Below are 14,909 nucleotides of genomic sequence, written 5' to 3' on the forward strand. Positions count from 1 at the left end.
GTGTAAATCGAAATTTAAAATGCTTGTAGTGCACTTTTTTATGCATTGAAAAATTAATGTAAAAATAAGATGTAAACAAGCTTTAATTTCTTTACAAAAACCGTGTCTAAGGTTAAATTTTTGAGTTCAAATTGTGAAATTTTTAACAAGTGATTTTTGAATAATTAAAATCAATATATTTGATTATCAAAGAAGTATAACCAGCTTCCTCCCTTTATATATATTATGGTAGAATGATATTGACAGTTGCAAGTATTGGTTAAAAGGGGTTAAAGGCAAGAGTATTCCGTTAGTAATTTTTAGTCAGGAAACTATTATAGTTTAGTACAATTGTTTTTCTGTAATGAGCCGTATATCTAAATTGTGAAAATATACAATGTGGCTGATACGCTTATTGTTAGTTGAAATGAATTAATACAGATATATTTTTAGGGCGTATAGTGTCTATGATATTTTTAATTGAAAGACTCTATATCAAACAGCTTTAAACCGGAAAATTTTTTTGCTAATATTTACCAACCAATAACTGTCAATTATGGATAAGAAATTACTCTATTCAATTTCAGCATGCTTGTTTTTTCTTACGGCATTTAGCCAAGTTAACTTTCCGGGTGGTGTAGCCGGTGCAGAAGTTTGGTATATTGTAAACCATAACGATATAGCTGTAGGCCTGTTTAGAAACAATGCGGAAGTAGATATCCGTATACAGGCGTGTCCAGACAATGCGATGCCACTGTCGTTATTTAATTTTAACCATTCTGTAAATACACAGCACTTGTGTATTTTTTATAATGCTCCCTTAGAAAGCACAACCTCACGGAATATTTTTTTTGTGGGTGAACCGCTGCAAACCCAACCAACCTATTCTCATTTAACCACATCATGGAAGCAGGGGATACCAAATTTAGCCCCTACCGATACTATAATTAACCGGTTTGACCTTTCTAATAAAAGTGTATATGTTAATACTAAAAAATTGGCTTTTCAGGCTAATCAGAATGCAAATGTCTATTTTTATAACTGGAATATATACCAAACCGAGAAGAAAATAAAAAGTTTTGGCAAAGAAGGCGAAACCAGCTTTTACATAGGCAAAAGCATTACCGCATCTACCCCTCCTGCTAATTATTTTTCAGGAAATTTTCCGGAATTTATAAGTTTTCCATTCGAACTGACTTATAACCAAAAGAACAGGGTGGAGTCATATCTTGCACTTAAGTACGGCATAACACTTAATTCCGGCGCTCCTTATCGTAATTCTAAGAATGTTGTTTTTTGGAGCACGGAAAATTATGATGATTTCTACGACCGGGTTTTTGGTATTGGACGAGACAATATATCCGGTTTAAACCAATTACAAAGTGAAAGTGCCCATAACAGGGATTATTTAATTGCATCAGTTGGTGAACTGATGGCTACTAACAAGCTGAAGCAGGAGCTTGTTAATATCCCGGATAATAACTTCATCGTTTTTGGAGACAACAGCGAAATTAATGAGGTAGTACAAACAGTAAATACGCATAACGTAAGGCTGCTATACCGTAGGTGGCTTTCACAAAATACAGGTGAAGCAAGCAGGCTGTTTAATATGTTTTTTAAATTTAACCTTTCGGGTGAAATTAATGAAATTCTAACTGCTAATCCGCAGCTAAAGCTTTGGATGCTGCATGACAGGTATGCAAATAACCTTCAGCTATCTGATTTTAACAGCCAGTATGTAGAATATTATGAACCATCTGATATGGATGGATTACAGTACGGCTTTTTTGAAGATGTTTATTTTGATACCGATTACGGCATCTATGACCAGTTTACCTTTGGCGTAGGCCCTAAGTTAATAGTACAGTTACGCCACGAGTTGGGTGATTGTAACGACAACAATATACAAAGCTATGTGGTTATTACCGGCGGCAGGGCACCTTACCATATCTCTATACAAAATGGGGCGGGGTATAACGCCGTTTTTAATACAAACAGTAACACCTTTCCTTTTATTGCTGTAGCCCCAAATACATATACTGTGAGTGTTACAGATTCTCAGTCTAACACCGCAAGCACAAGCCTAAATGTTGCGCAGCCGCAAATACCGGTAAACCTGGGCAATGATGTAGTACTTAACGCCTCGTTGCAGCAAGTGACTTTTAATGCAGGAGCAAACGTACTGGATCCAACGGCAACTTATGAATGGTACAAAGATGGGGTGCCGTTACAGGTTTATGTTCCAACATTAACAGTAAACGAACCGGGTGAGTATTCTGTAACGGTAACAAGTGGTAACCGTATGTGCCAGGAGTCGGACAATGTTATTGTATACTATAACTTTGCAGCAGTAGTACATCCGGAAGTAGAATGTGATGATACACAAGGCGAAGTATCTATATCGCTAAGCGGGGGTATACCTCCGTTTACAACCGCACTATCCGGTAGTATGCAAACCATAAGCCAGGTGCACAATACGGAGTCATATACATTTGAAAATGTCCCTTTTGGCAACTACACCCTGACTTCTGTAGATGCTAATGGCGAAATGTACCAGGAAAATATTCAGCTTAGTGCTCCATTAGAAGGTATATCAATAAATCTTGCCGGAGAAATACAGCAACACTGCCCTTTAAATACTACCTCACCAATATTCACAATTTGTAATACTCCGTTTACTATAGATGTATCTCAATATGTTTCAAACCCCAATGTAAGCTTTGAATGGTATCTTAATGGTACACAAATGGATATTAACAGCCCGGTAGTTAATGTATATCAGGGCACTAATACGGCTACATCTAATGAAATTCAACTGATTATAAACAATCTTGATTCAGGATGCTCTATATCTGAAACAGTTACTTTATTAAGGGGGTATAGTATTGAGGAAAGTGATATAGGGATAACAGCTAAACCTGGTAAAAAGAAGCCAATAAAAGAGGCCGATGGTATAAGCGCAAAGGTATATCCTAATCCCAGCAAATCAGGCACTACATTTTATTATGAAATAACTTCAGACAAAACCTTTAGAGGTACTGTATACATTTACAGCCCTACAGGAGCATTACTGCACAGTTCTGATATTTCTGGCCGGTCAACCTACAAAATACCATTTAGCCTGATTACTGCAGGCACATACCTTATTACCACAAGAACCAACGACACCACACTAACCAACAAAGTAATTATTAAATAATATGGCTTCAAGTTTATTTTCCAGGCTAAGAAAATCATATGTAAATAATTTATTTTTTACCTCAATATTAAGCAACCTTGTAGTATATGGGCAGCCCGTACAGCAAATTGTGCTTGAATATTGTTTAAGTAAAGAACAGGTTACTAATAAAGGTGGCGCAAATAACTACTATACCGGTGCAGGCAGTGTTGCAGGCGAAGGGGCAGAAACAAAGATAATTCCGGCCAATCCGTTACCGGATTATACTCCTGCTGAAGCTTCTGATACTTTTTATGCTACAGAAAAATCAGGGAGTATAGGCACCCCGTATGCCGAAGGTGTAGAGAATTTATACGATAACTTTTTTACGTTTTACCTGCCCGATAATGCAGACTTCAGTAAATATGATATAGTCCTTAGTTATGAGCTTTACGGCCTTGGCAGTGCTGCCCAAACGACTAAAAGTATAAATGGTAATATAGCTTACGGAGGTAATATAATAACCCCTACAACTACCTGGATTGCTGTAAACGAAAACGTATCGGTATCATCGATGAAGCCGGGAAAAAATGAAGTTTTTTTTAACAGGCGGCAATCTGAAGGTTATGAATACAAAATAAGAAATGCAAGGATAACGCTTAAACATAAAGAAACTAACGAAGCCCCGGTTAAAGTAGCCGACGGGAAAATTATAAGCTATACTAATGGGGTAGCTTATATAAGCGGTATTACGCAAAGTACAGGTATTTCGCAGTTTGAAGTAAACGGTGAATATATTGAGGTTGTAAACGGGGTTTTTGAAGGGATACTCCATAACATTTCTTCGTCAGCTAAGAAAATAACGCTGAATTACCTTTCAGGGGATGTAAAAAAGAGCATAACAGTCCCTGTAGAACATAATGCCATTACAACCGAATTTAGCTTTGATACAGAGTTAAATAACAACAGTATACTTTTTAAAGCAGATGGCTTAGAGGCAGGGAAACAGTATTCTGGGGCGTGTGTGGAGATGTATACAGCCGACAAAAAAATAGCCGGATGGGTTGAAGTATCGGGTTTAAAATTTAAGGATATACGTATGCTAAATGAAGATTTAGAAAACGTAACTGCCGGTGAGTTTGAAAGCTACCGCATTAAAAAAGTGCACATGCCAGACAGTATTGGGGTAAAAATCCATATAAAATACGACCCCAAAAAAATCCCGGAGGGATATACCGCCAGGGACATAAAAACATTTTATTATGATAACAGTGAGCGTACCTGGAAAAGCGTTGATACGGATAGCCTTGATAATAACAATAATGAAATAATAACCACAACTTATAAAAACGAAACAGACTATATAAATGGCATTATAAAAGTACCTGACTCGCCAGAAACGGGTAGCTTTACCCCAACTACCATATCAGACATGAAGTATGCGGATCCTGCATCCGGCATTGTAAGCATACAGCCACCAGGGGCAAATAATACAGGTAATGCTGCAACAAGTTTCCCCATAAAGCTTCCGCAGGGGCGTAACGGTATGCAGCCGTCTTTACAGGTTTCTTATAACAGTGATGCCGGAAACGGATGGATGGGCGTGGGATGGAACCTCTCTACACCTGCAATTACATTAAATACAAAATGGGGTGTACCGCTTTTTAACCCGACTTACGAGACCGAAATGTATTCACTAAACGGTTCAGACCTTGTGCAATACTTTAATGGTGAATATACTACCCCTAACAGGACGGCCAACATTACCCGCAACACGCCTAACCCCAAAAAAGTTTTCTACGAACGTAAAGAGGGCGCTTATTTAAGGATACTGCGCATAGGTATAGACACAGATAACTACTACTGGGAAGTTACAGACAAGCAGGGAAATAAAAGCTATTACGGAGGTGCAGACAATTTAGTAGACGATAATACCGTAATACGAGACGGTGACGGGAATATTACCCATTGGGCTTTAAAAAGGACTATGGATACCTATGGTAATTATGTTGACTATTTTTATGACCATACAACACCTGCTATAAGTGGCACTGTAACAGGTAAAGGTTTTTACGTACAAAAAATACAGTACACAAAGCATAGTGCTAATGCCGGAAATTACTATGAAGTAGAGTTTAGGCGCAATACATACAGTACTACAGTACCTAACCAAAGCAATACTCTGCTTAACCGTGCAGATGTAATAATAAACGCACGTAACGGATATTTAAATGTAATTAAGGACCTGCTTACTGAAGTACGTGTTTCATTTATACAATCTGGCCAACCGGCCAAAACGATAAGGACATACCGTTTTGACTATAATAATGCCATTTTGGGTAAAACACAGTTAGAACAGATTTCAGAGGTTGATTCCCAGGGTAATTTGTTTTACTCTAATACTATGGAATATTATGGTATAACGGGGTCATCTGTTATTTCGGGTACAGGTACAGAATGGCAGGGTAATGAAGATTCCGGTGTTGTAAGTGCATTAATGCCGCCTGTTGCAGGTATAGATGCTATCGGATCCTTATTGGGTACGTCTACTACCTTCGGGGCTTCATTTGGGCTTAGGGGAGGCTTTGGCTTAGGCCAAAACCCCTCTAATATTAGCGCTACAATAGGCCTGTCGGGCAATTATAGTATAAGTAACCTAAGCACTACAGTAAGCTTTGTAGATGTTAACGGCGATGGCCTGCCAGATAAGGTTATAAGTAATTCTAACGGTACGTACTATCGCCCTAATTTGGGTGCAGAAACAAGTTTCGGTGAACAAATTGTCCTTCCGGGCCTGGAACTGAGTAAAACCAAATCCAGGACGGTAGGTGCCGGTGTAGATGCTACGTACAGCTATCTTTCTATAGGGAAAAGCTGGAGCAAGACAAAGTCTACCACTGATGGGTATTTTTCCGATGTAAATGGCGATGGTTTGGTGGATATTATAACCGAAGGGAGGGTAAGGTTTAACCGGACTGCCCCATCGCAGACAGACCCTGCTTACAGGTCGTTTGAGACAAATGTAAACTTAACCGAGAATAAGATAGTACCGGGTATTATTACCCCGGATGTTATACCTTCCCTGCAACTGGAAACCCTTGATGAACTGAGGGAACAAAACCCCCAGTTTGACCATGTACTGCTATGGGAGGCACCCTTTAACGGCACAATTGATATTACAGGTGTAGCTAAGCTTATTGCAGAGAACCCGGGAACACAGGCAAACAGTTTCAGGCTGAGCATAGAAAAGGCATCAGCCGGGGCTACTTCGGGAGATGCAAGCCAATGGCTTACAGAAGAGGGCAACCCTATAAATACTATAAATACCCCGGTTAATTTGGCCCTAAATAATAAAGAAGTTAATAAAGGCGACAGGATTTTCTTCAGGATACATAATAAGCAATATGGTTACGGCGGTACTTATGAGTGGAACCCCAAAATTACCTACACGGCTATAGATGATTTTTCGGCGTCAGACCTCAATATGTCCGACGAAAATGGCAAGGCCATAAAGGTGTATGATGCTAAAGATGATTTTATTATGAGCAATGGAGGCGATGTGCAAATACCGGGTTACACCCTTGTTAATGTTAATTTTAACTTGCCTGCTATTACTCCTGCCATATCAGCACTTTCAGATGCTGTAAACTTTAGTGTTAAGGTATACAAGACCAATATCCAAACAGGGGTAACACAGCTTGTGGCCACTTACCATAAAGACTTTATTAAGTTTTTAAACACTTTATCGCCAATGTATAAAGATATTCCGGGCAGCAGCACGGTAACCATGCCAAATGATAATATACAGATGGCATTAGATACTAATGGCTACAGTTACTCGCTTGCATGTTATATAAGCAGTTACACTAATATTGCCTGGCAAAACATAGATTGGAAGCCCTCTTTTTCTGATGCCAATAATAGTGCAGCGACCCCAATAGTACTGCCACTGTCACCCAGGAACTTTGACGATAATATTAACCAAAAAAGATACTGGTTTAAAAGCACTGACTTGCCTTACCCTACAATAGACGTTAATATTCCCGGAGATGGCAACCAGCAAATGGTGAAGATAAGCCATAATTTTTTAAACCAGAATTTTGAGCCTTTAGTTGAAGGTGGCAACTACGCTACGGCTAACTGGATGATAAAGGTAAAATCTGCCAGTGGGTCTGTAACAGTTTTAAAAAGTATTAAGATTTATGTATATAAAGATGATGCTACAGACCAGGTGTATTTATTAAAAAGCTATAATCTAAATGATATAATAGATTTAAATAATACAATGGATTCCACATATTGGGAATATGTCCTTACTAAAAACCAGGTTAAAGATATTATTGATAACAATAAAATCATATACTCTGCCTTCTATCTTGAAAATGACAGTGTGGATTTAGAATCTAACAGGAAAATAATGCTGTCTATCATACCATCAGGGTATTCATTCCCTATTGATGCTACTACTGAGCTTACAAGGCCATTTATAGCCCGTACAAAAGGACTTATAAACTATAATTACCGTGGCTGGAACCGTTTCCTTTATAATGGAGGCCTGCAATACCAGCACGATGATAATGGCGATATTGTACCAAATTCGGCTGTGCAAAACTTTGGCGACAATCCTATAAGCATGTCTATTTTTGACCATGACCAAACGGAGGTTGACCAGGTAAATGGTTACCAAAATAATCCTGAAACCATAGATCCGGATAATATGGACATGGACGATACCGCAGTACGGTATACTATATACGGCCAGGAAAATGAAAGTTCGCAATATGCTAACGAGTCTGTAATTGCATCGTCATATAAATTGAATACAAACGGCACACTAACCACAACTATAGGCCGTTTTGGTGAGGCAAATCTTTATGATGTTTATATAAACCCTGCCACAATCACACAGTCGCCGCCTTCTAATATGTTTCCGGGCATGAGGCAACGTTCACAGTCTAAAGGTACTGCGGTAAGCGGAGGTGCATCGTTTGCTTCAGGTACATATAGTGAAGCTGAGTCTAAGGTGCTTAACCAGTACGTAGACCTTAATGGAGACAGATACCCTGAGCTGGTTACCGGTGGAAAGATACAGTATACCAATATGCTGGGAAGCCTTACATCGCTTGTTAAAGACAATGACTTTTCTTCGGGAGACACAAGCTCAGACCAAACCGTGGGTGTAACCATACCCTGCCAGCAGCCTAACTCTACAGGTACTGACGGTAATCCCGGCGGACAAAATAAAACGAGGACTAATGTTAGCGCAGGGATTAATGCCAGCGATGGGGAGTCTCATAATGCCTATCAATGGGCCGATATAAATGGAGACGGATTAACCGACAAAATACTTATAAGCCAGGATCAAAACGTATTAGTCCGCTTAAACACAGGATATGGTTTTACAGAACAGATAGACTGGACCCCGGTGAATTTAGGTGTGAGTTTTACAACAAGCCTGCGCGAAAATTATTCGGTAAGTGTTAGCGGCGGAGGCGGTGTAAGCCAGAATAATTCTATGGCGGCGGGCATTGGTGGTGCATACAGTACTGCAAATATGAAAACTATGCTTAGTGACATAGACGGAGACGGATTACCCGACCTGATTGTTAAAAATACTATCGGCGATTATGTTTATTTCAGGAATACGGGGACAGGATTTGATAACCAGCAGTTTATGTTGTATAATCAAAGTGATGATATTGAAAGAGACCGGTCAATTTCTGTAAACACCTTCTTTGCTTTTACATTTGGTTTTTCATTTTCGATTTTTGGGATACCTTTTAAAGTAACCATAACACCTTCAGCCGGTGCTAATATTGGACTTAACCAAAAATTAAGCACTTTCCAGGATATTAATGGTGACGGCAGGCCTGATGTGCTTATAAAAAATGGAGGCACAAATGGCGATGTTACTGCCCATCTTAACATGGTAGACCAGGCTAACCTGTTAAAAAAGGTAAATACAGCCTTAGGCGGCAGCTGGTTTGTACAGTACGCACGTACGCTTAATACGTATGATATGCCAAATAGTAAATGGGTAGTGCACCGCGTTACCACTAACGATGGCTTTACACAAGACAATGAGTACAGGCCGGGGATACATATTACAGAAACCTTATACCAGGATCCTAAATACAACCGTAGGGAGCGCGAATTTTTAGGATTTGGAAATGTACATATAAAGCAGATAGACCCTGATACAAATGAGACGTACCGTACCGTTGTAAAATCATACCATACAGATAATTATTACCTGAGCGGCTGCGAAAAATCATCGGTATTGATTGATGCTGCCGGTGTAGTACTTACAGAGGAAGAAACACTTTATAACCTGCTTGATCCGGATGCGCCGGCAGTAAATATGGCTGCAAGTGCTGCTGATAATTATATACAACCAAGTCTTTTTAATATAGCAACCGCATCTGAACTTTTAGATAAAACAAGGCTATTTATTGCCATAGCAAAAGTTACCTCCACATCATATGAAGGCGGTGGCGACGGCATGGTCTTAGTAAAGGACTTTACAGCCTATGATACCCACGGTAACCTTACAAATTATATTGACTATGGGGTAGATGCGGATGATGCTTTCAGGACAGCAATAACCTACGAAACATCTTTAAGTATGCTCGAAAATGCATATGGCTTACCAAAAACAGTAAAGGTTTATAAAAACACTAACGGTTTAACGCCAATGCGACAAAGGGAGGCAGCCTATAATAATTTTGGTAGGCTACAAACCATAACTACCAAGCTAAACAGTACCGAACAAAGTACGGTTAAGCTTTTATATGATAGCTTTGGTAACCTTGCGGAGGTAGATGCGCTTGACAATAAGAACAGCACAAATACTGAGTTCTACAAAAAGAATATAGAATACGATACCGTACTAAATACATTCCCGGTACATTTTTCTAATTCTTATGGGGAAGATTCTGATATGGAATATAACTACCTCTTTGGTATACCGGTGCTTACTACAGATATAAACAGTAAGAAGATGCGTACCCGCATAGACAACCGTGGAAGGGTTATAGAAGTAACCGGGCCAAATGAAATGGCTACAGAAATTTCAGGTAACCCGGCATGGACCATACGTATGGAGTATGAAGGGCTACCCGCTACAACTGCTACAACAGATCCTTATGTAAGGTTGGCTTCGGGTAGTTATGCGGCAGTAATGCCGGGCACTGCCCAGCCAGAAAACAGCAGGCACTTTGCCCTTACGCGCCATTACGATTCAGAATATGTGCCAAACGGTGGGGTAACAAGCACTAACCACCTGCTTACGGTAAGCCTGTCTGACGGTTTTGGGCAACCCATACAGGTAAAGAAAGGAACCGAGGTAGAAGGCGAAATGAAGTGGCTTGTAAACGGTGTAGAGAAAAAAGACAACTGGGGGCGCACCATAGAAACGTATCTGCCTATTATAGATAATATAGCGTTTCCTCAAAACACTGTTAGTGCCATTGCCGCATCTTCTGCTATATTTAATTATAATGCAAACATAAGCGATATAGAGCCGGTAAAAATGCAGTATGATTATAAAGACAGGGTGCGGTCTGTACAGCAGCCGGGTGAATCCCTAAATGCCCAAATCCTTTATGGGTTAGAGGATAATATGCTTTTGCAATATACCATAAACGAAAACATGCAAACAATGGCTGTGTATACCGATGCGCGCGGCAGGCAGGTAAAAACAATACAAAATGACGAATTAACCACAAAATTTACCTTTAATGCCATTAACGAGCTTACAAAGGTAACAGACAACCAGGGCTATGAAACTACTTATGTATATGACATGGCCGGAAGGAAAATACGCATGAACCACCCCGACAGGGGCTCTATAACCTTTAAGTATGATAAAGCCAGCCGTATGACTGAGCAAAGCAACTCTAATCTGCTTATGAACGGTGGACAGAAAATACAATATTATTATGATTATAGCAGGCTTATAAGGGTAGCTTACCCGCAAAACCCGCAAAATGAGGTAAAGTATACTTACGGGCAGCCAAACGACCAGCTTGCAATACAAAACAATGCTATAGGGCGCCTGCAGTATCAGGAAGACGCCAGTGGTGTACAGTTGTTTGGGTACGGTACTATGGGTGAGCTTACAAAAAACCTGCGCTCTGTGGCGGTGGCGGGCTACCAGTCGTACTGGTTTTATACCGAGTGGGAATACGACAGCTGGAACCGTGTGAAAAAAATAGTGTACCCGGACCAGGAAGTGGTAACCTATGATTATAACAAGGCCGGTATGCTGAATAAAATAAGCAGCCAAATGACAGGTATAGCCAGTAATGATAATGCTAACCAAGTAGTGGTTAAAGAAATACTGTATACTGAATATGGAGAACGAGCAAGCATAAAATACGGTAACGATACCAAAACAACGTATACGTATGACACAAGGCGCAGGCTACAGAAATTATACCACAATTTTTCGGGCTACAGTGCAGAAAGGGCATACTCATATGATGCACTTTCTAACATACTGGTAATAGAAGATACACAAATGAATCAGCCCGCTGCTGGTCAGCTTGGCGGGCCTGTATTTAATGAATTTTATTATGACCAGTACAACAGGCTTACATATGCCAATGGGCACTATACCGGGCCAAATGACATGAATACGCCCTACCTGCGCCAGCAATATATAGTGGAAATGGAATATAACCAGGACCATACCATTAAAAAGAAACAGATGAGGCAATGGCAGGGTGAAGTAAACGACGCATCTGAATGGATAGATGAAATATATGAAAATGCAGTGCAAAAATCAAGCTATATACTGGATTATGACGGCTATGCCACAGGGGCTTTTGTAGCAGAAGCACCGGGCACCGGGGCATATGGCTACCAGCAGCCCCATGCAGTGCGTACCCTTACCGAAACGCCTGCCTATGTAGAAAACCCGGATGCCGAAGACCCGCGTATAAGGCATAAAAAGCTACTGTATGATGCCAATGGTAACCAAACCGAAATAAAGGAAACGGTGGGCGAACTGGAAATAAGCCTGCGTAAAAACCTTTGGGATGAGGAAAACCGCCTGCGTGCGGTAGACCTGAAACCCGACGACCCTACAGACCACCCCATAGCTGTATATACCTATGACGCAGGTGGGCAACGTGTGGTGCGCTATAATTATGACCGTATAGATGTTGCCTATAATTCAATACCAGGGGCAGAAAAAGCTAAAGACAATGTAATGCTTTACCCCAGTGCACTGATGATGGGCAAGGCGGTACACCAGCGCGAGGGAATTAATACACTGTTGTATACAAAACACTACTATATAGGCAGTGAACGCATAAGCGCCAAAACGGGTACGCTTAATAATTTTGGGTTTTACCCGGAATCGTTGGTAAATGGTAAATTTTCCGGGCTTGAGTTAGTGGCCCAAACGCTGTTGCGTACCCCAAGTACAAATACGGTAGCGGAGGCACAAAACAATATAGCCAGTATACGTACGTTATTTAATTTGCAACCGGCACTAACGTTTTCACCTGTTGTAGAGCCAGCTAATATGTACAATACCCATGTACAAGGTCTGTTACATATTTACTACTTCCACCCGGACCATTTGGGTAGCAGCAATTATATTACTAACAGCATGGGCCGTGTGTGCCAGCATATGGAGTATTTACCGTTTGGTGAAACGTTGGTTGAGGAGCACCTGAACTCTAATAACAGCCCTTTCAAATTTAACGGTAAAGAATTTGATGAGGAGACGGGAAATTATTACTACGGCGCCCGCTATTATGACCCTAAAATGAGTATTTTTATAGGGGTAGATCCTTTGGCGGATAAGTACCCGGGTATTAGCCCGTTTGCTTATTGTTTTGATAACCCGGTGAAATTAATAGATCCTACAGGGATGGAGGGAGTTGATGGTGCTGGAGACCCGCCGACCAATAGTATACAGTTAAATAACCGCATTGCTGAATTAAAGAAAGACTACCCTGGTACTGCGGTTTATCTAATGATACAAAAAGATTTAGGTAGGGCTAGCAATTTGTCCAATTCAAATGATTCTTATGATATGTACAATATAAGCCCCGGTGACGGTAAGAGTGGCAGTACTTTTATATACCTTACACAAGCCCAAACTTTTGAGGGAGCAGGTTATAGTATTTCAGATAATCATACAAGTGAGATTCAAGCCTCATTTGACATTCATTTTGAAAAAGTTGATGGCGTAGGTAGTACAACTATTGAAGCTGAATCTACTGAAAAAATTAATCAAATTGCTGAGATATTGAAAGAAACTGGACAGAATATTTCGGTTTCTGTTACTACAAGTATTAAAGGAAGTAAGACTGCAGTACCATTATCAAAATTGGGTAACATTATGGTAAACGGGGAAAAGAAGAACTTGTCACAGCAAGCAGGTGGGGATTTACGTATAAATGCAGTTATCAATTCCCTCGTTTTAGCGGGTGTAGATCCTAATCAGCTTACACATGGAAATGTAACTACGATTCCAGATAATGGGACAAGAACAGGTACAACTATAAATTTTAATTTTTCTGACCCCCGTGCACAAAACGCTACGAGGAGAGAATCCGAGGGAACAATTCAGGTCGATAAAGCAAGATTTGGTATTTTTTAATCAGTATGGCTATGAAAACTTATCTCTTTTTAATGTTTATTTTTTTTACACATATGTACTCTCAAAATGATACTATTGTGTTAAAATCGTATACTCAGAAAAAAGATTCACTTAATAGAACGTTATTATTTCAAGATACGAACGGTAAAGAAATTAATAAAATAGTTAAAAAGGGTTTGTGTTTTACTAAAATTGAAGGAGGGGTAATTTTTGATCAGAAGTGTTATGACCCTAAAGGTGAAATTATAGAAAAAATGATTAAAAATGGTCAAAAATATATCCGTGAAGAATATGGTGAAGTAATTAAAAAAACAGTATTTAATAGTTATTTTGATATCGAATCATATCAGGAGTTTTATAATAATGGGAAACTAAAATTAATTTCAGAGTATTCAGAAGGAAACATTCTTAAGCAAAGATTTTTTAACGGTAGTAAACAAATGTTTATTATTGACTATAGTAAAGAAATTCCTGATTTTTTAGGAGATACTATTTTTTCAAATGAAAAATTTGTTGATGGTTTATATTATAAAAATGACACTCTTTATGCTGTACAAGATAAAACAATAATTCAGTACAAATGTTATTATAAAAAACGGCTTACATATTATTGGTCTCAAGAAAAACAAATACTTTGGGATGAAAAAGGGATATTGTCATCTCAAAGGTTATATAAACAAAATAAGCAAATATTCGATTTAACTAAAAATAATTATTTTGAATTTCTTGAATTTAATAAAATGAAGGAGATTGAATTAAAGGTTGCTGTTTCAGACAATCAAATTATATCTATTGAAAAATTTCTGCCAAATAAAAAAATAGAGATTGAGTATTTTCTAGGACAAATTCAAAAAGGTAAAATAATTGAGTATTTTGAAGAAGGATATTATGTTAGCACGGTAAATAATAAGGGTGTTTTAACAAAAAATATGGTAATAGATAATAGTGACGGTACAACAACAGAGACATTAGTAAATGATTATCAGCAAATCCAAAATGTGAACTCAAAAGATTTTCTTAAAACAGGAAATTTAATATCAGTTAAAGAATATAATGATATCAAGCAAAGAGTTTTAAAAAATCAGATAACAACTTTAAAACAAAATTAGCAAATGCCAATGAGGTAGCCCAAAAGGTTAAGGACAACGTAATGCT

General features: G+C 39.0%; 3 protein-coding genes. All 3 read left to right on the forward strand.

Going from position 1 to position 14,909, the window contains the following annotated elements; translation table 11 throughout:
- The first annotated feature begins 535 nt into the window (after positions 1-535).
- The 3 genes from ACZIX4_RS13855 to ACZIX4_RS13865 are packed head-to-tail and all read left to right on the forward strand — an operon-like array spanning position 536 to position 14,863.
- Positions 536-3,178 carry a T9SS type A sorting domain-containing protein gene (locus ACZIX4_RS13855; RefSeq protein ID WP_463336239.1) on the forward strand — a complete coding sequence of 881 codons (2,643 nt, stop codon included), beginning with the start codon at positions 536-538 and terminating at the stop codon, positions 3,176-3,178.
- Position 3,179: 1 nt separating this feature from the next.
- The gene (locus tag ACZIX4_RS13860) at positions 3,180-13,754 is read left to right on the forward strand and encodes a SpvB/TcaC N-terminal domain-containing protein (protein WP_463336240.1); all 10,575 of its coding nucleotides are present in this window, start codon (positions 3,180-3,182) and stop codon (positions 13,752-13,754) included.
- Between the two features lie 11 nt (positions 13,755-13,765).
- The gene (locus tag ACZIX4_RS13865) at positions 13,766-14,863 is read left to right on the forward strand and encodes a hypothetical protein (RefSeq protein ID WP_463336241.1); all 1,098 of its coding nucleotides are present in this window, start codon (positions 13,766-13,768) and stop codon (positions 14,861-14,863) included.
- The last annotated feature ends 46 nt before the right edge of the window (positions 14,864-14,909 follow it).

It is taken from the genome of Flavobacterium niveum (genome assembly GCF_055231775.1).